The organism is Microcoleus sp. FACHB-1515 (genome assembly GCF_014696105.1).
Lineage (GTDB): Bacteria > Cyanobacteriota > Cyanobacteriia > Elainellales > Elainellaceae > JAAUTJ01.
Genome location: NZ_JACJPO010000015.1, coordinates 20,795 through 40,085, shown reverse-complemented (window position 1 = coordinate 40,085; position 19,291 = coordinate 20,795). Strand labels below are relative to the sequence as shown.

At 51.3% G+C, this 19,291-nt stretch carries 14 protein-coding genes; 6 read left to right on the top strand and 8 right to left on the bottom strand.

Going from position 1 to position 19,291, the window contains the following annotated elements; genetic code table 11:
- Positions 1-50: 50 nt before the first annotated feature.
- The 4 genes from H6F67_RS03585 to H6F67_RS03570 form a co-directional block, all read right to left on the bottom strand.
- Complete coding sequence (locus tag H6F67_RS03585) at positions 51-692, bottom strand: ABC transporter permease (RefSeq protein ID WP_190763399.1); 642 nt, start codon at positions 690-692, stop codon at positions 51-53.
- A 90-nt stretch (positions 693-782) separates the two neighbouring features.
- A complete protein-coding gene (locus H6F67_RS03580; RefSeq protein ID WP_199304223.1) occupies positions 783-2,471 on the bottom strand; it encodes a ShlB/FhaC/HecB family hemolysin secretion/activation protein in 1,689 nt (562 codons plus the stop codon).
- 3 nt (positions 2,472-2,474) lie between these two features.
- Positions 2,475-3,695 (bottom strand): C2 family cysteine protease, encoded by a 1,221-nt coding sequence (locus H6F67_RS03575; protein ID WP_190763397.1) that lies wholly within the window; start codon positions 3,693-3,695, stop codon positions 2,475-2,477.
- 187 nt (positions 3,696-3,882) lie between these two features.
- The gene (locus tag H6F67_RS03570; RefSeq protein WP_190763395.1) at positions 3,883-6,324 is read right to left on the bottom strand and encodes a filamentous hemagglutinin N-terminal domain-containing protein; all 2,442 of its coding nucleotides are present in this window, start codon (positions 6,322-6,324) and stop codon (positions 3,883-3,885) included.
- A gap of 229 nt (positions 6,325-6,553) precedes the next feature.
- Here H6F67_RS03570 and H6F67_RS03565 point away from each other — a divergent pair, with 229 nt between their 5' ends.
- Complete coding sequence (locus tag H6F67_RS03565; RefSeq protein WP_190763393.1) at positions 6,554-9,070, top strand: CHAT domain-containing protein; 2,517 nt, start codon at positions 6,554-6,556, stop codon at positions 9,068-9,070.
- Here the strand turns inward: H6F67_RS03565 and H6F67_RS03560 are convergent.
- The 3 genes from H6F67_RS03560 to H6F67_RS03550 form a co-directional block, all read right to left on the bottom strand.
- Entirely contained in the window at positions 9,045-9,626 is a 582-nt protein-coding gene (locus H6F67_RS03560; protein WP_313926757.1) for a DUF928 domain-containing protein, read from the bottom strand. The genes H6F67_RS03565 and H6F67_RS03560 overlap by 26 nt on opposite strands.
- Before the next feature lie 261 nt (positions 9,627-9,887).
- Positions 9,888-11,789, bottom strand: a complete 1,902-nt coding sequence (locus H6F67_RS03555; protein ID WP_190763391.1) for a CHASE2 domain-containing protein — start codon at positions 11,787-11,789, stop codon at positions 9,888-9,890.
- A gap of 11 nt (positions 11,790-11,800) precedes the next feature.
- Positions 11,801-12,472, bottom strand: a complete 672-nt coding sequence (locus tag H6F67_RS03550; RefSeq protein WP_190763389.1) for a response regulator transcription factor — start codon at positions 12,470-12,472, stop codon at positions 11,801-11,803.
- A gap of 626 nt (positions 12,473-13,098) precedes the next feature.
- On the opposite strand from H6F67_RS03550, the gene H6F67_RS03545 reads away from it, so the two are divergent.
- The 3 genes from H6F67_RS03545 (at position 13,099) to H6F67_RS03535 (ending at position 14,278) form a co-directional block, all read left to right on the top strand.
- Positions 13,099-13,452, top strand: coding sequence for a DUF1257 domain-containing protein (locus H6F67_RS03545; RefSeq protein WP_190763387.1), 354 nt, complete (start codon positions 13,099-13,101; stop codon positions 13,450-13,452).
- A 192-nt stretch (positions 13,453-13,644) separates the two neighbouring features.
- Positions 13,645-13,866 (top strand): chlorophyll a/b-binding protein, encoded by a 222-nt coding sequence (locus H6F67_RS03540; protein ID WP_190763385.1) that lies wholly within the window; start codon positions 13,645-13,647, stop codon positions 13,864-13,866.
- Positions 13,867-14,050: 184 nt separating this feature from the next.
- The gene (locus H6F67_RS03535) at positions 14,051-14,278 is read left to right on the top strand and encodes a hypothetical protein (RefSeq protein ID WP_190763383.1); all 228 of its coding nucleotides are present in this window, start codon (positions 14,051-14,053) and stop codon (positions 14,276-14,278) included.
- Positions 14,279-14,311: 33 nt separating this feature from the next.
- Here H6F67_RS03535 and glgP read toward each other — a convergent pair whose 3' ends face one another.
- Positions 14,312-16,912 (bottom strand): alpha-glucan family phosphorylase, encoded by a 2,601-nt coding sequence (glgP, locus tag H6F67_RS03530; protein ID WP_190763640.1) that lies wholly within the window; start codon positions 16,910-16,912, stop codon positions 14,312-14,314.
- Between the two features lie 608 nt (positions 16,913-17,520).
- Between glgP and H6F67_RS03525 the strand changes: the two genes are divergently transcribed.
- Together H6F67_RS03525 and H6F67_RS03520 are read left to right on the top strand one after the other, a co-directional pair.
- Entirely contained in the window at positions 17,521-18,477 is a 957-nt protein-coding gene (locus H6F67_RS03525) for an RNA polymerase sigma factor, RpoD/SigA family (RefSeq protein WP_190763381.1), read from the top strand.
- A 69-nt stretch (positions 18,478-18,546) separates the two neighbouring features.
- A complete protein-coding gene (locus H6F67_RS03520) occupies positions 18,547-19,290 on the top strand; it encodes an SDR family NAD(P)-dependent oxidoreductase (protein ID WP_190763379.1) in 744 nt (247 codons plus the stop codon).
- Position 19,291 lies beyond the last annotated feature (1 nt).

Below are 19,291 nucleotides of genomic sequence, written 5' to 3'. Positions count from 1 at the left end.
TAGGGGCACGGCATGTTGTGCCCCGCTAGATTGAACCCTGACGGCTCGTATTAGGTAGTCGGTGGTTCGACCGATCGCTGAAGCCAACTGAGGCTGGTTTCTGCCAGCAGTGCCAAGAGCGCAACGGGAATTGCGCCGACCAGCAAAATGGCGTTGTCGTATAGCGAAAAGCCGCGCACGATAAAGGTTCCCAGCCCGCCCGCACCAATGAAGGCCGCAAGCGTTGCGCTGGCAATCACTTCCACCATCGCCGTTTTGATGCCCGCCAGCACAACCGGAAGGGCAAGCGGAATCTCAATGAGCCGCAGCACTTGCTGACGATTCATGCCCATGCCGAATGCCGCCTCGCGAATCATCGGGTCGATATTGCGAAAGGCAACATCCGTGCTGATCAAGATCGGTGGCATCACCAGCAGCGTCAGAGCGATCGCCGCTGACCAAAAACTAAGGCCAAAATACGGAATCGCCAGAAACAAAATTGCCAAGCTGGGAACGACTCGCAGGGCATTGAAGCTGTTAATAAACACTGTTGCAGCCGTGCGCGATCGTGCACTCCACAAGCCCAGCGGCAAGCCGAGCAGCAAGCCGATACTCAACGGCAGTAGCACCAACAGCAAATGCTGTCTGAATGCCGCGACCAGTTCACCTGCGTTCGCAGCGGCATAAGCGTAAGCCTCAGCAAAAATTTCCATGTGCGTAACGGTTCAGCCGATGAGCGTTAGCTTAGCGTATGGCGAGTGTCGGGAATCGGCTGAGGTCTTTTTTCCATTCCTCGTCCTTTGTTAAAGCTGAGAGCGCACCGAAAAGTAAATGCCATTTTCCTGAAGTGAGCTGCCTTGGCGATCGCTTTGAGTCAGCGGAATGCCGTAGTCAAGCTGGAGCGCCAAATCCGGTGTGGCAAACCAGCGCAAGCCCAGCCCCACGCCCACGAGTGGATCGGGCGGATCAGGAGCGCGATTGTTCCAGCCGTAGCCCGCATCGACAAACGCAATAAGCTGGAGGCGATCGGCGGAATCAAGTGCAAGACGCGCTTCGATCGAACCCAGCACGCCGTTATCGGTGACAAGCTGATTTTGCACATAGCCGCGCACCGTATCCACGCCGCCAAAGCCAAATCGTTCTAGCGAAAGCAGCGAATCGGGCGTCAGTTGAGTGGCGACGCGAGAGACAAGTAAGAGCCGAGGCGACACCTGCTGCACGTACTGGAACTGTCCTAGCCAAGCAAAAAATTCGCCGTCTGTGCCGCTGGTATTGATCGTCGCATCGAAGGCGTTGAGGCCGAGGCTGAACTGCGATCGCGCTGCCAGAACGCGAGTGGCATCTCGATCGACCCATTCTTGTGAAAACCGCAGCACGGTCAGGTTCGATTCACCATCTTCTGCACCTGCCGAAAACGAAAACGGTTCATCTTCAAGGATAAAAGTTTGGCTGCGGCGCAAATCGAGGCCGAGGCTGAGCGCAAATTCAGTTTGGGGCGATCGATCGATCGGCTGGCGAAATCCGATCGAAATCGTTTCCGCGTTGCTGCGAATTCCCAAATCGGCAAAATCTGCGGCCACCACGCGCCCGTCATCGCGACTGAAGCTGAGCGACACCGTGCCCTCTTGCGGATTGACGGGCAGCGCATAGCGAACTGAGAACTGATCGAGTCCTTCGGTCAAACCGTAGCTGACGCTGAGGCTGTCGCCCAATCCCAGCAGATTGCTATGTGTTGCGGCAACGCTGAGCTGATTGGAGCCGAGACTGGGCGATCGCGCATTGTTCACACTGAGGCTGAGGCTGACCGGATCGGCTTCCTGCACCGCGACGAGGAGCAAATTGCGACCAGGCGCACTGCCCGCCGTCAGTTCCGCATTCACCTGACGAATGAGGGGATTAAGCTGCAAAAGCTGAAGCGCTTCAACCAAATCTTGCTGATTGAGTGGCGCTTGGGCAGCAAGTTCGAGGCGATCGCGCACATAGTTGGGCTGCAAGCGCTGCAATCCGGTAATTTGAATTTGCTCTAGCGCCCCTTCGATCACCTGAATGCGAACGATGCCGCTGCCTAGATCTTGATTGTTTGGCAAAAATGCGCCCGACGTGACATACCCATTGGCGATATAAAGCTGAGTGATGGCCGATCGCAGACTGACAAGATCTTCAAATGAAACAGCTTGACCCCGTAGCGGTTCGATCAAAGCCGCAATTTCCGGTTGCAGAACTGTACTGCCCTGCACCTCCACATCGCGCAGTTGAAATCGCACGCTTTCAGGGGCAGGCGGCGAAACCGGACTCGGTGGCAGCGGCAGCGTCGGGGGCGGAGCCGGATCGGACGGCAGGCTTGGCGGCGGCGGCAGGTCGGACGGCAGCGGTAGAACAGGAGGTGGGGGTGTTTGGGCAAAGGCAGGCGAGGCAGCAACCAGCGCGATCGCGTGCCAAAACGGACTCGCTCCGCATCCAATCTGAATCCAGCCAAATCGCCACATTTCCATGCTTTACGAAGCCGTGAAACTCCAATAGTCAAAGTTGCGGTTCAGTTCGTTCCAGGTTAGCTCCAAGCGGCCATCATCTGGATTGCTGTCTCGACTGGTTGTGCCGTCTGATCCCCAAGGATTATAAAGCGTGAATGTCTGCGTTTCGGCGCTGTAGCCCAGCAGCGTGTAGGCATGGCGTGATTCGATATAAATTTCTGGACGCGGCTTGGAAGCGATCGTAATTTGCGTTCCGGATGCAAAGGCAGTGGCGATCGCGTCGCTTGTGGTATCGCTTAGAAATTGATAGTCGGATTTGCGATTCGTAATTTGTCGCGTCGCAACGTGGCTATAGCCAGCCGCAATATTTTGATAGGAATTGCTGTTTGCTGCACCGGATTCGCGCCACTGCACATAGGCTTTTTCAGCCAGTGCCACCCAAACTTCACTGCGACCGTCGGCATAGGCAGATTTGTTCCAGCGATTGACAGGTAGTTTGCGATCGACCGTGACATAATCGGCTTCGCCATTCGCTTTATAGAAGCGCACGGCAAACGTACCATCGCCATTATCAATAAACATACTTTGAAGCTGTTGCGGAGATTGCACGGCGGCTGAAGCTAAGCTCGACAAGAAGTAACAGTTTCCTAAATCACCTTGACGGATATCGCTGTAGCTTGCACCGTCTTGAAACAGCGAGGCGGTGGCATTGCGGTAGGAATATTTTGTCCAACCGTCTGTGGAACTTGCGGTCGGGCGATCGCTGCCAAAGAACCATTTATTCACCAATTTTTGCAGATGTGCAGCGGTGCTGTTGGTCTGAAGATTGCCTAGCTGTTCACCTTGATAGTGCTGATTAGCAACATTGCCTAAAATTACTTTTTGCGCCAGGTTTTTGACATCCTCTGACAGGCCAAGACTGCTACTACGCACGATCGTTTTTAGGTCTCGAAACTCAGTTTGCTCAACCCGTCCGCCATCGCCTGCCCGTGAAAAGATTTTCAGCATGTCAAATCGATCGATCACACCATCCATAAACCGATTGGCGATCGTTTTTCTAAGCTGAGCGTCGCGAATTTTGCTGCCGTTCCAATTTGCTGATTGACTCGTTTTTTCGGGTTGAAAACTGCTTTTTGCGATTCCGGTTGGCTGAGCGGCTTGAGCAGAAAAAGGAGCAGAATGAGAAGCGATCTTTAGAGCATTCACTTCAGGATTGAACTGCTTGTTTAAATGAATGTTCTGCATCTCTTCTGCTCCTAAGCTCACTGTTGTTCATAGTTCAAGATTAAAAAAGATCAGTTTGAGAAACAGCAACCCTTTCTGACAAGTCGATCTCCACTAGCGACAAAGCAAATTGCTAAAAACTGTAAGAAATCGTAGTTCTACTCGCTTTGTCCGTAAATTGAAAATGGTGAACTGTAGAACAAGCAAGTCATTCATCACACTCGCGGCTCATCACCAATCGACCATCTGGCAGCGTGTAAATACCTTGCGGCTCCTCGATCGATGGTTCGCCGTCTGGAATCGATCGCACCGTTCCTGTCGAGTAGGGTGAAGCAAATTCGTCACCGGGACGAGCAGGCAGATTTCCACTTCCGGTAACAATAAAGCTACCGCGATTTGGCGTGCGGGTAATGCAGCTATTGGCAAGTAAAGCGTTCGTATCGATCGCGTTTTCGGGAATTTCGACCAGGCTATTTTGCACGAGGCTAACATCTGGAATGGCAATTTCGCCGCCGGAAATTGTGCCGCTGGCATCCACATCAACGCGATCGTTATCTAAAAAAGCTAAGCGCTCCTCTAGAAAATCGTTGAACTCGTCGCTGTTGCTGAACTCATCAAGCTCCTCTAGTGAACTTCGATCGCTCAAGCCCGAATTCTCAATACTTGCTGAACTGAACCGATAGTTTTCAGCAAAAAAGGCAGGCGTTTCGAGTTCAATATTTCCGCCTCTGCCAACCAGCGAGAATGCAGTAATATTTGCATTGTCAAATGCTAAAACTGAATCGGCTTCTAGGGTAATTCCTCCGGCATCTCTCACTCCGGCAAAAGAAGAAACCGTTGTGTCTTCGCGGAGCGAGATGTCTCCAGCATCGATCGCAATTTCTCCACCTAAAATTAAGCCGACCGCAAATATTTGACTGTCCGTTGCCTCGAATCGATCGTCAACTCGCACTTGAATATTTCCGCTTTGCCCAAATTCTGCAAAGTTGAGCAAGAACGTGGCTAAAGGTCGGTCAAGCGATTCGGCACCAAAACCTGTCAAATTACTTGAACTGAGGCCGCCGTTTGCGATCGAAAAAGATTGAGCATTTAGTGAAATATTTCCGCCTCTACCAAGTGCACCAGGGGCAACTTGACTTCCGATTCCAGGAATAATATCGTCATTCAAGTTGGAATCAAAGATTTCAATTTCTTCAGCTACGTTGATCGTGACATTGCTAGCACCTCCAACTGGAATTTCTGCTGAGCCTGGAAATTCAAAGACGCCTGTTGAAATAATCGAATTGTCGAGTTCAAACGATCGCGCATTGATGCGAACGTTGCTGGTGCTGGCAAGGCGATCGAGATCAATTGAAACTCCTGCTTGAAAGGTTGCACTGCGCGAACTCGTCGCAATGAGCATTTGGTTTAAGCGAACTTGTCCCCCAGCAGTGATTTGAATATCACCCGTTTGACCAACACCTGTTGCCCCCACACCAGTCCGAATTCCCCTGTCGTTTTGAATGCTGTTCTGTAAATGGATGTCATTTACGGCATTCAGGCGAATGGAACCTGAATCGCCGATCCCAAACGTGCTTGCACTGATTATAGAGTCGTTCACTAAAAGCGAATCGCCGCGAACAATGATGTCGCCACTATTACCAGTTCCAAATTCGCCGCTCTCGCTTCTTAACACTTCATTTCCAATCGAGGACGATCGCTCTATTCGGATTCTGCCCGTTGCATCCAACACAATATCTCCGGCCTGTGCCGTTGCAGAACCTAATTCTGGAGCAATTCCAGCCCCGATCGTACCTTGTGAAATCAGCAGATTGTCAGCATGAATTCTAACCGTTCCACCGCCAGCACCCAAAACGTTGATGATGCCTGAGTTTGTTAATGAAACATCCGCGCGATCGAGATGATTTGGAAAAAATAAACGTCCGTTTGAATTGACTCTAACGCTGCCAATTCCATCAACTGCGCCAACTTCAATTTGACCGCTGATAGCGGTTAGCGCTCCTCCGTTGAGGCGAACCTCTCCTCCCAAAAGCGTCAGAGTTTCCGTCGGTAGAACAAACAGGCCAAAGCTCAATTCACTGGTAGGATCGATGGGAATGCTAGCGCGATTGACGATCGCTCCAGCATTTGGCTGACTAAACAAATAGGCAGATGGATTAATCGTTAAAAGTGAGGATGGAACGGTTGGATTTGCTGCATCAAAAACGCCACGATCGCCAAATTCAATTGCGTTTGATGTAGTCGCTGTAAATGAACCAACGACATCTAAGCTGGCATCTTCTCCAAACACAATGCCGTTTGGATTGATTAAATACAAGTCGGCAGTTCCTAAAACGCCAAGTCGCCCTAGAATATTTGAAACATCGCGACCTGTAACTCGACTAAAAATGCTGTCAATTCCAGTTGGATTGCTGAAGTAGACGCCGCGCCCTTCGCCCACATTGAAGCGATCGAAACTATGAAACAAATTGCTGCCGCGAACTGCGCCGCCATCAATGCGATCGCTTTCTAAATTGCCAATGCGATCGCGACTGACTCGCGAATTTTCTGCGCCTAAAGTATTATCAGGAATGACTTGAGCCGTAGCCGGACTGATGACACAGCCGATTGAGGCGGTCGCGATCCAAAGGGAGCGTAGCGAGTAAGACACAACCAGATTTCTTCAAGAGCAGCGCTTATAAACTACCACTGCTAGCTTGAACTGCAAAGCGATCGTCAAGCATCTTGATGATTTACGAAGTTTTGCTGCCAATGTGGACGATTAAGAATGCTGCGAAAGTAATTACAAGCACTCGGACAGCAGAATGCAGCAACTCTAGAATGCGCTCTTAAGCCGTCAATTGATAAGCTGTTGAAGAACTGCTGGGAGCGAGCCGATCGTGAAGCGCTGGAGCCGACGGTTAAAGCATTTTGGATTGGGGCTGTTGTTTATCCTCAGCTTGATGCTGACGGCGATCGACCCGACGCCACTCGCTGCCCAAGCGATCGATCCTGCCGGACTGGTGCAGCAAGGCGTCGATCGCTATCAGGCTGGAGCGGTGCAAAGCGCGATCGAATCTTGGCAAGCGGCACTGTCGCAGTATCAGGCCAGCGGCGAACAAGCAAATGCGGCGATCGTGCTGGAAAATTTGGCGCGAGCCTATCAGCAAATCGGTCAGACCAATCAGGAAATTCAGTATTGGCAGCAGGCGGCAGCGCACTATCGGCAAGCGGGAGATCGCGCTCAGTGGGGACGAATGCTGACCGAACAGGCGCAAGCACATCGCCGCTTGGGACAGTCGCGGCAGGCGATCGCGCTGCTGTGTGGTGCAACGCCGCCCGACTGTTTGCCTGAAAGTGCATTGCAGCTTGCGCGGACATCGAGCGATCGCCTGGGAGAAGCCGCCGCGCTGGGCAGTTTGGGAGAAGCCTACCGCACCAGAGGTGATTATCAGCGGGCGATCGAACTGCTCAGCGCCAGTCATGCGGTCGCGCAGGACATCAATCAGCTTGCTTATCAAGCGGCTGCCCTGAACGGCTTGGGCAACGCGCAACTCGGATTGGCACAGATCAGCTACCGTCGAGCGATCGCTGCTGCCCAAGTTGGCCGATCCAACGCGGATGAACTAGAGCAGGCCGGACGCGAACAGGATGCTACTGCCATCCGCTACTTTCAGCAAAGTCTGACGATCGCTGAGCAGCAAGGCGATCGCTTGGCACAACTGCGAGCGATCGTCGCTGCACTTCCGGCCTACTATCGCACAGAAACTTTGGCAGCAGCGGCACGGCAACAAGCGATCGATCTGCTCTCGACGCTGCCCAACTCGCCGGACAAAGTGTATCTAGCGGTCGATTTGGTGCATCTGCTGGAACCCGCCGCCTGCGCTGCCAGTCCAACAGCCTTGGCGCTGTTGCAGCAGGCGGTGCTGGTTGCTCAACAGCTTGATGATCCGCGATCGGAATCGTTTGCGCTCGGTGAGTTGGGGCGTTTTTATGAGTGCCAGCGTGACTATGAGCAAGCGATCGCCTTGACGCAGCAGGCGCGATGGGCTGCCGAGCAAGACCTCCGCGCTCAAGACAGTTTGTATCTGTGGGAATGGCAGACCGGACGGATTCTCGCGGCGCAGGGCAAAATCGAAGCAGCGATCGCCGCCTATGACAAAGCGGTGACGACGCTGGAGACGATTCGCAGCGAGCTATTGAGCGCCGATCGCGATTTGCAGTTTGACTTTCGCGATACGGTCGATCCGGTTTACCGCGAACTTGTTGAACTGCGGCTGTCCACCGCAGCGCCCGAAAATATCAGCGCAGCCCTTCAAAATCTCGATGCGCTGAGGCTGGCCGAACTGCAAAATTATTTTGGCGATGACTGCGTAATTGTTGCCGCGCCAAGATCGATCGATGCCGTTCCGAATGCCGCAACAGCAATTTTTAGCTCGGTGGTTTTGGCCGATCGCACGGCAGTGATTCTCAGCTTGCCAAACGGTGAACAGCAAATTCATTGGATTGATATCGATCGCGATCGGCTGACGGCTGAAGTCAACGACTATCGTCAGCAGCTAGAGCGCTTTTATCGTCGATTTGATCCTCAGCAAGCCGAAAAAATGTACGGCTGGCTGATTGCGCCATTTGCTGAAGTTTTGGAACAGTTCCAAGTCAAAACACTCGTCTTTGTGCAAGACGGCATTCTTCGCAGCGTTCCAATGGCCGCCCTCTACGATGGCGAACAGTATTTGATTCAAAAATACGCGATCGCTACTACACCAAGCTTGACTCTAACAGAAGCGCAACCGCTCGATCGCAGCAGGCTTCGCGTTTTAGTTTTAGGCTTAACACAAGCGGCTGAAATTGATGGACAAACCTTTCCAGCTTTAAGCAATGTCAATCGTGAAGTGGCGGCGATCGAAGCTGAATTAAACAGCACACCGCTGCTTGATCAAAACTTTACTTCCACACGATTACAGCAGGCGCTTTCTCAAGCGTCCTACCCAATTATTCACATGGCAACGCATGGTCAGTTCAGCACTGTTCCCGACGATACATTTCTAATTACGGGCGATCGCCAAAAGCTGACAATTACTGACCTCGATCGGATTTTGCGACAAACCGCAACGACTGATTCGATCGAGCTATTGTCGCTCACGGCTTGTCAAACCGCAGTCGGAGACGATCGCGCTGCTTTAGGACTTGCAGGTGTCGCAATTCAAGCGGGTGTAAGAAGTGCTTTAGCATCACTTTGGTTCATTGATGATGCCGCAACTGCACAGCTTGCCACTGAATTTTACGCCAACTTACAAAATCCAAATATGAGCCGAGCCGATGCGCTTCGAGCAGCCCAAATTTCGCTGCTGGAAAACAGGCAAACCGCGAATCCGGCATACTGGGCACCCTTTATCTTGATTGGAAACTGGCTATAATTCGATCGATTGCCTGGCTATGATTGCTGCTTCCATTTGCTGCTTCAATTGCAGATAAATTGGTGAGTAAATTGATTTGTTCTTCCGGATCTGCCACAGCGATCGCGTCATACCACAGCCCAAATTCTGCAAGTAAATTGGCGCGAGCAGCAGGATTGATCGTGCTAGCAAATGCTGTTTCTAATTCAGCCGAAGGACGAGCAATTTCAACTTCTGCATCGGCAACAAGTGCACTGGAAGGTGAATTTGGATTACACAATAAAACCACCTGCCAGCGATAGCGCTGTCCGACTTGTAAAGCTGGTTCTGCTGTAGGCAGTGTCAGCGACATCATTCCCGGTGTACTCGATCGATTGACCTGATAAATAAGCTGTTCACCAGATACTTGCTGCTGATAAAGATAGAATTCGATGGAAAACGGTTGTTCATCTGGAACAAACCACATAAACGTCGGATGAGGAGCGATCGTTTGCCCAACATGGCTGAGCGGAGCGATCGCCGTCAAGCTCGCTGTTTCTGCTGATAAACAGCCGCCTCTTCTGCCTGTGGTTGTGATGTTGCCGCTGGGCGCAGAAGGTTGGCTCGGTGGATTGTAGCCTGCCCAAACTGGAGATACGATCGAGACGCAAGGCAGCTACCCATAAACCCCTGGACGCTAAGTTTGGCGATGTTGCTCACAGTTACCTCGTTAAAGATTAACTTATGCTATCTCTTCTAGATTAGAAGCTGAGTTGACAAACTGCGAAGCGCTTTACGCAAGTTAAATCGCCAAAGCAGGATCAATTGATCGCAATTTTATGTAAGTAAAATAGCAGAATTAATTCAACCTAAACCAGCGATGCCAGGGCTTTCCTGGAGGCCAGGCCAGTTCACAAATCGTTCCCTGTGGCGGACGAGACGATCGCTGAAACTGTCCTCCTAATTCTCGTGCCAATTCTTTTGCCTGCTGTGTCCCTCGCCCAACATGATCAAGATTGAAATAATCGCGATCGCCCATCCCATTATCTACAATGCGAATCAAGTTTTTGTCACTTTCTAATTTGCAAATTACATCAAGTCGCGTCACGTCTTTCGCATGTTTCCCAACATTACACAAAGCTTCTTCTAAAAAACGGCAAATGCCTCGCTTCTGTTCAACCGTTAAAGCGCGATCGTCGAGTGGTTCAAAGGTTGTAATATTAAGCTTAATTTGTTGAAAATAAGGTAGATCGCGCTCTAAAGTATATTCGTAAACTTCAAACAGAACTTCGTGTAGCGGCAGGTTTAGATCGAGTTCTTGATTACTGCTCAGGTGGAAGCGATCGCCTTGAACTAATGCTTCTCGCCGCATAGAGTCGTATACTTCTCTTAATTCGCGATTCAACACTTTTAAGTCAGTTTGTAGGGAGTTGCTCGACTGCATTTCAGACTGCCTCAATAGTTTTGCTAATGTTTGTAGAGGGCCATTGTGAATCGCATCAAAGGTTTGATCGATAATCAGTTGGCGATCGCGCAGCCTAGCACGAAGATTTTGCTCATGCCGATAAAATAGTGCTGCCGTTATTCCTGCACCATTTAGAAACAAAACAAGAAAGGCTGGAACGAGCGGTAACCACCAACCTGCCATTAATAATCCGTAGCAAATACTAACTAGAACGCAGCAAGCGATCGCTAGTCCTGCTACTAGTTTGAGAGGCGATCGAATCACGCGACCTAGTGAAATTCCAAACAAACCCCACCCGACAATCCACACGTATTCCCACGAATCCGGCCAAACTTTCAGCAAAGGTCTATTATCCAAAGCAGCGCTAATAATTTGACTAATAGCATGAGCTTGAACCTCAACACCATTGACTAGTCCAGGATTGTTTCCACGTACCGCTGCTGTATTCACCACATCTTTAAAACTAACTGCTGTAATGCCAATTAAGACAATGCGATCGCGAATCCAATCATCCGGTACTTGACCAGAGGTGACATCTCTTAGCGGAACGAAATGGAAGGGTCGATCGCCACTACGGAAGTTGATTAACGTTTGAATTCCACCTGCATCTGCTGAAACATAACCGCCAGCATTTGCTTGAAATCGCGTCAGTTCTGCATCGCCAAAGCGCATTGCCAGCGGATCTTGAATGCCATTTTCTAAAGTAATATTTTGCTTCGCTAGATATCGTTCTGCTAATCGAATTGTCAAGGAAACTTTGAATTCTTCGGCTGAGATGGGAATGCCAAGCAAGCTGCGTCTAAGAAATCCGTCTTGATCCAACACAGCATCGGCAAAACCAACTTGTTCGGGCGGCAAAGCTTCGGGCGGAGCGATCGCCGTTTCGCTTTCTAGCACTCTTTCAACTCCAATGATGTTTGGATTCGATCGCAACAGATTCTCCAACTGCAAATGTCCTGGCTCAACCGCAAAATCGCGAAAAATATCGAGTCCAATTACAGCGGGTTGATGCTGCTGAAGGGTTTGAATTAATTTAGCAATCTCACGATCGGGAATCGGATAGGTTTTCATCTGACGAATATCAACTTCGTCGATACCGACAATTAAAATGCGATCGTCGGTGGGTTCTGATGGACGCGATCGCAGCAGAAGATCGAACGCAAACCACTCAGCGTTTTGCAAGTTTCCGGTGAATCGAGCCGCGATCACCAGCGCAATTACCAGCAAACCAGGCAGCGCTCCAATGCGCCAAATTTTCAGTTCTTGCTTGAATCGATCTTGAAAAGTCTGGCGCATCGATCGCTTTCCTAATCGATTAATCCTTCCTCTCGTGCCCGCATTTCAGTTTGAATTCGGATATTTTTTCCAGCTTCAGGATAAACGCTGAGTGCGTCTTGAACTTGTGTCCAATAGTGGCGCACGGTTCGCTCAGAAACATTAATTTGTTCGGCGATCGCTTTGTCTTGTAGTCCTACTTCAAATGCGAGCTTCAACACTTCAAGCCATTCGGGTTTCAGCTCTAATCGGGTTCGCATTTCTCGCGGCGTATAGACTAATCCTTGCAGTGCCCAATCAACTTTTGTCAGCATTTCTTTCAGCGGCAGGCTTTTGTCTGCGATCGTAAATCCACCCTGATGAGCGTTAATCATTGGCTTGAGGCGAACAAGCGCTTTCGCATGAGCACTTTGCACCACAATATTCAGGGTAGGATACTTCTGCATCAAATTTCTGAGTAGTTGAATTCCGGTTTCTGTCCGGGCGGGTTCTCCATTCTTTTCGGGTATTGATAAGTCAGTGATCACGATCGAAAACTCAATATTCTCCACCTGCTGCTGAGCGATTTGAGCCGTTTGAGCTGTAATAATTTCTGCTTCAGGATGTTGCTGTTTGAGAGCACTCACGGTTCCATTAAGTACAGCTTCATGATCGTCAACCACCAAGATTTTTTGTTGATTTTCTATTGTCCTTTGAGCCTTCATAGCTTGCTCCTCAGCAAAATTTCAACCATTGCTTTCATATAGCTGCCAATAAAAATACCAGGTTAGCCTCGCTTTTGTTGCTGGTTTGGGCAAGGGCGATCGCTCTGGATGGCAAAGCACTTGTCAGCAATGTACGTTTCACTTTGCACAAACTCAGTCGGTAGACACGATTCAGCATAGAACCTACAGACCCAGTAGCGCCCTTTGCGGATGCTACTAATTTTTAATCAAGGGAGTTGACTGGGATCAAATAAATGGATAGTCTAGCACTTGAATACTGATATTTGTATCAAAAAATACAAATATTCAGCTTGCAGAACTACTTATTTCCTTCTTAAGGCGAATGTAGAAAGCGCCAAAATCCTGCTTAGGCTTGAAACGGTTTGACCGAGATTTGCTTAAAATCGATAGTCAACAGTGCTGTTCAGAAGCTGAAATTTGTTCACCTTCTGGGTCTTGCGCTGCGATCGATTGTGGCAAAATCGGAAAAAGCAGCGGAGTAACACTCTGCTGTTTGATGAATTCGCCGCAAGAGAAAAGATTGGCAGTACAGCGATCGAATCGTTCGATCAACTCTAGTAATGCTGATTTCTTGTTTTTCATACTTCATTTGGGAGAACTCAAAAATGTCTCACTTCAGCACGCTACGCAGCAAACTTACGGATGCTGAAATGCTCAAAGCGGCTTTACGCGATTTGGGTATGACTTTTAAAACTGATGCCAACGTGCGCGGTCTCTGTGATGAATCGGTTCCGGCAGACATTGTGCTGGTGCTAGATGGCGATTGCGATTTGGGCTGGTCGCGCAGTGCGGATGGTTCGTTTGCGATCGTGGCTGATCTTTGGGGTGTTGCTAAGCATCACAATCTCGAACAATTGCTGGGTGCAATTAACCAAAAATACGCCATCAATCAAACGCTTTCAACCGTCAAGCGTCCTGGCCTGCAAAATGCCAACGTTAAGCTGATGGTGCAGGATTAGCAAGCGTTGATACTTCTGCTTTAACTTGTCCAAAAGCTGAACTCTGCTGCTAGGACAGCCCTGTGCTGAATCATACCTTTTCAAAAAATGCGCTCTCATTCTTGAGGATGAGTTGGAGTTAGAACCAGCGACAGGGGATGGCAGTAATCTTTCGTAACAAACTGGAGAGTATAACGAGTTCGGAACTTTAACATGCAAACACAAGAAAAACGTTCTAGCACTGATCTTCCTGCGGTTGCCAGCGAATATAATGGGGTCGATCGCAACGCCTTTTTGTTTGGCTGGACTCCCCAAGCAGAACTGTGGAATGGCCGCCTCGCCATGATTGGCTTCACAGCCTATCTGCTGTGGGATTTGGCGGGATACAGCGTCCTTCGTGATGTCCTGCACCTGATTGGCTACGCTGCTCGCTAGTCGCAGTCATCTCAGACAATTTAGTCAGCCTCTTTTTGGGAAGGCGCACAGTTTTCGTTATTGAACGAAAGGCTGTGCGCCTTTCTTGCTTGGCTTAAACCTAGCCGATCGATAAGACGCAGGTCTTTTCTTTTTGCCAAACACTCTGCTAGTCTGACCTGCAAATGGAAAAAAAGGCGATCGAATGGTGAAGCTGCATGTGGCAATCTTGGTGAGCGCGGTCGTGTGGATCTTCGGCTCGCTGCCTTGGCTGATTTTAAATGGAATTTTGTGTTCGCAGCCGTCGCAGGTCTGCACCAATCCCTCGGCCTTTCAGCAGCAAGCCGCGCTCGTCCTATTCATGGACGCTGTGTTTTTAGCAGCAGGATTTTTTGCCGTCCGCCAACTGCGCCGCGATCGTCGCACGCGCTAAAGCCGATGGCGGCAAGCGTTTAGCCGATGTTCTTCAACTTGCCCAAAGCGTCAACCTCGGCTCATACGGACTGCTGAGATTTTTGTGGCTCGGCAGAACGCGCAGCGAAAGTCCCTGAAGGCCGCTGCTGGTGTAGGTCAAGTTGGCGGTATACAGGCTGGCTCCTTGTGCATCTTGGCCTTGATAGTCCATCACCAGCGGAACGCCGTTGGCAATTTCGCCTTCTGCATCGATCGTGCCCTGATAGAGTTCAACCTGCACGTCTTCGGGCTGAAGTGCACCCAGGTTGATGCGAGCTTTGACGGCGATCGTTTGGCCGACGCGAATTGCTCCGGTTTCCGACACGTCTACCTGCTCAATTTTCATGTCGTACCAGTGATCAAACAGGTTGGTTTCCCACTGGGCAAGCTCTTTGGCCGGAGCATAATTGTCTGAGGTGAGCGTGTAGTAGCGATCGCTGGCTGGAAAATAACCGCGTCGGGCATAGTCGCTGACCATCCGAGCCGTGTTGAATTGGGGACAGTTGAGGCGGATGGCGTCTTTCATCTTTGCGATCCAGCCTCGCGGTAGGCCGTCTGCGTCGCGATCGTAAAACAGCGGCACAACTTCTTGCTCTAGCAGGTTGTAGAGCGCGTTGGCTTCTACATCGTCTTGGTATTCCGGATCGTCGTAGTCTTCGCCGTGACCGATCGCCCATCCGGTTTTCACATAGTCGGCTTCGTCCCACCAGCCATCCAAAACGCTCAGGTTGGGCAGTCCGTTCATGGCCGCTTTCATGCCGCTGGTTCCTGATGCTTCGCGCGGACGGCGTGGCGTATTCAGCCACACGTCGCAACCTGCCACCATCATGCGCGAGATGTGGATGTCGTAGTTAGGCACAAAAACGACGCGACCGCTCAAGCCTTCTTCGCGGGTGAAGTGGATAATTTCGCGGATCAGTTCTTTGCCAGGAATGTCTTTGGGATGGGCTTTTCCAGCGATTACAAACTGCACCTGACGCTGATCGCCCGCCAAAATTCGCTTGATCCGATCGAGGTCGCGCAAAAACAGCGTGGCTCGCTTGTAGGTGGCAAAGCGGCGAGCAAAGCCGATCGTCAAAATCGTCGGATCGAGAACTTCTTTGGCGCGATCGAGTTCGCCGCTGGAAGCGCCGCGCTTGCGGAGTTGTTTTCCTAGCCAGTCGCGGATGAAGACGACCAGTTCTGATCGACAGCGTTCGTGATTGCGCCAGAGTTCTTCATCCGGAATCGCATCGACGCGATCCCACAAGGGACGATCGGCAGGAGCTTGTGACCAACTGGGGCCGAGGTAGCGATCGTAAAGTTCCTGATTCGATTTGGCGACGCAGCTTCGAGCGTGAACGCCGTTTGTGATTGCCGTAATTGGCACTTCGGGCTGCGGAAAGTTCGGCCAGAGCGATCGAAACATTTCCTGCGACACTTTGCCGTGAAGCTGGCTGACGCCGTTAACAAAGCTCGCCATTTTGATCGCCAAAATCGCCATGCTAAACGGAGCCTGCAAGTCGCCGGACTCTTCGCGCCCCAGCGAGAGAAATTCTTCTTTTGACAAGCCGAACGCCTGCGCGTAGTGACCCAGATAGTAGGTGATTTTCTCTGGCGGAAACAAGTCGATTCCAGCCGGAACGGGCGTGTGCGTGGTGAAAAGCTGGCTGGAATTGGCGACCTGTTGAGCGCTGGCGAAATCGAGTCCGTCCTGCTGCATCATCATCCGAATTCGCTCTAGGGCAAGAAAGGCCGAGTGCCCTTCGTTCATGTGAAACGCGGTCGGACGCAAGCCAAGCGCGTACAGCATTCGCACTCCACCGACGCCCAGCATGATTTCCTGGTGGATACGGAGGTCGATGTCACCTCCGTAGAGGCGATCGGTAATGTCTTGGTCGTATGCGCTATTCTCCGGCAGGTTCGTATCCAGCATATACAGCGGCACAGTGCCCACCTGCACGCGCCAAACGCGAGCGTATACCGTCCGCCCCGGATAATCCACTGCAATCCGCAACTCCGACCCGTCTGGCTGGCGCTCTAGATACAGCGGCATGTTGTAGAAGTCGTTGAGCGGATAGAATTCTTGCTGCCAACCGTCTGCGTTGAGCAGTTGCGAGAAATAGCCTTCTTGGTAAAGCAGGCCAACGCCGACCAGCGGCAAACCGAGATCGGAAGCGGATTTGAGGTGATCGCCTGCCAAAACGCCCAAACCGCCCGAATAGATCGGCAAGGCGGTTGTGAGGCCAAATTCTGCCGAGAAGTAGGCGTAGCATTCTTGCGACGGCTGAGCGACGATCGCACTGTGCGATTCAGCAGGCGAAATGTCGTGCTTGCGATTTTTGCGATACCAGGTGCGCTCTTGCAGGTACGAGTCAAGCTGCCGCACGGCGCGATCCATCTGGGCGAGAAAACCTTCGTCTTCGGCGGCTTCCTGCAAGCGGGCTTGGCTAATCGTGCCGAGCATCAACACGGGATTGTAGCGACTCGATTCCCACAGGTCGCGATCGAGTCGGCGAAACAAATCGGTCGTCTCGAAATTCCAGTCCCAGTGCAGATTGTAGGCCAGTTTGCGTAACGGCTCTAGCTGTGGCGGCAGTGCGGGAGAAACGTTGAAAGTGCGGATCGGCTTCATGCGGTGCTCGTAGAGGGCTGCAATTTGACTCATTGTCGCTGCTACAGCCGGAAGAGATGGTGATTCTTAACACTGTTTTCGGTCAGTCGCAGCACGTCGATTCAAGGTTGATTCAGGTAAAACTACCTATTAACGCTAATAAGCTCAATCGTTGGTCTGCCAAAAGACGGATTTCTCTATGGAAACTGTTAGAGATTTTGTTTGCCAAGATGCAATCAGGCTGCGGCTTTCTGGGTATTCTGGTAATACTCTAGCGGCTCAACCAAAATCAAAATTGCCCTTACAGGGCTGTTGCGCTTCCGCTCATAAATGTTACAGTTATTTACACTCAAAGTTCGATTCAGGAGTTAATGTAACGGAACTGGTGCACCTCACCGCTGAGTTTTTGAGTGACATTCACGGGAAGGCTGTACCGCATCGATCGAGCCGCTGTCTATAAGCTGCTGTTCGCCAAACAGCTCCGCCTCAAGCCATTCTCCTGTCTTCGCTGCTCAAAATCGCGTTTACTCTTGCAACTGCTGCCGCTCTCGCTAGATGTGGTAGCTTGATCGACCTATCCGCATTTTTCGCTTCCCCTTCTGCCAACTTCCACCGTCGAGATAGCCACAATGAAAACCGCTCAAACCTCAACAGACTTGGTAAGGGCTTACCTGCGTGAGATCGGTCGTGTGCCGCTGCTGACGCACGAGCAGGAAATCCTCTTCGGTAAGCAGGTACAGCGTCTTGGCCTGCTGAATGATGCCAAAGATGAATTTGCCGATGCCAACGGACGCGATCCAAGCCTGGAAGAGTGGGCAGCACAGGCAAATGTTTCGATCGCTGACCTCAAGCAGGCGATCGCAGAAGGCGAAAACGCCAAACGCCGCATGGTCGAGGCAAATTTGCGGCTTGTCGTCTCGGTCGCCAAGAAATATATCAAGCGCAACGTCGATCTGCTTGACCTGATTCAGGAGGGCACGATCGGAATGCAGCGCGGCGTTGAGAAGTTTGACCCCACAAAAGGCTATCGGTTCAGCACCTATGCCTACTGGTGGATTCGGCAGGCGATCACGCGAGCGATCGCCGAAAAAGGTCGTACCATCCGCCTTCCCATCCACATCACCGAAAAGCTCAACAAAATCAAGAAAGCGCAGCGTCAACTCGCTCAGCAGCTTGGCCGCGCGGCCACTGCCGCTGAACTGGCGAAAGAGCTTGACCTGACCTCGAAGCAGGTGCGCGAGTATCTTGAACGCGCCCGCCTGCCGCTTTCGCTCGATCTGCGCGTGGGCGACAACCAGGACACCGAACTGGGCGAACTGCTGGAAGACACTGGCCCCTCGCCCGAAGATTTTGCCACGCAGTCGTCGCTCCGCAGCGAACTAGAGCAACTGATGGCCGATTTGACGCCGCAGCAGCGTCAAGTGCTGTCCCTGCGGTTTGGGTTGGAAGATGGACAGGCGCTAACGCTCGCCAAGATTGGCGATCGCCTCAACATTAGCCGTGAGCGTGTCCGCCAAATCGAGCGCGAAGCGCTGACGAAGTTGCGTAAGCGTCGGGCAGATATTCGCGAGTATCTCGCCAGCTAATTTTTCAGTGGTTTGATGTTCTCGCCGCGAAGCTAGAAGAAGCGATCGCGGCGTTTATTTTGGGTGGAAATGAACGGATTGATTGTCGGCGCAACGCAAGGAATTGGACTTGGTTTTGTCCGAAAGTTACTGCTAGATGAAAGCATCACCAAACTGTTTGCCACCTATCGCGATCGCGCCAGAGCAACCGAACTATTTGCCCTGCAAGATCAGCACTCCGATCGCATCGTTTGTCTTCAAGTCGATGTCACGGAAGAAGCGCAAATTTCCGCAGCAGTTCAGCAAATTCAAGCTCAGGTCGATCGCCTCGATTGCGTCATCAACTGCGTTGGCGTTTTGCACGATGCCACGCTCTCGCCTGAAAAAAGTTTGCGGCAGATCGATGGCGATCGCCTGCTGCGCTATTTTCAAATCAACAGCGTTGGCGCAATTTTGCTGGCGAAGCATTTGTTGCCGTTACTGAGTCATCGCAATCGCTGCGTCTTCGCGACGATTTCTGCTAAAGTCGGCAGCATTGGCGACAATCAGCTTGGCGGCTGGTATGGCTATCGCGCTTCCAAAACTGCGCTAAATATGCTGATGAAAACGGCCTCGATCGAATATCGCCGCAAAAATCCGCAGGCGATCGTGGTCGTGCTGCATCCAGGCACAACCGACACTGAGCTATCGCGCCCGTTTCAGCGCAATGTGCCGCCAGAGAAATTGTTCAGTGTCGATCGCACCGTCGAACAGCTTCTCACCATTCTCTCAAAGCTCACCGAAGCAGACAGCGGCGAATTTTTCTCTTGGGACGGCAGCCGCTTACCTTGGTAGC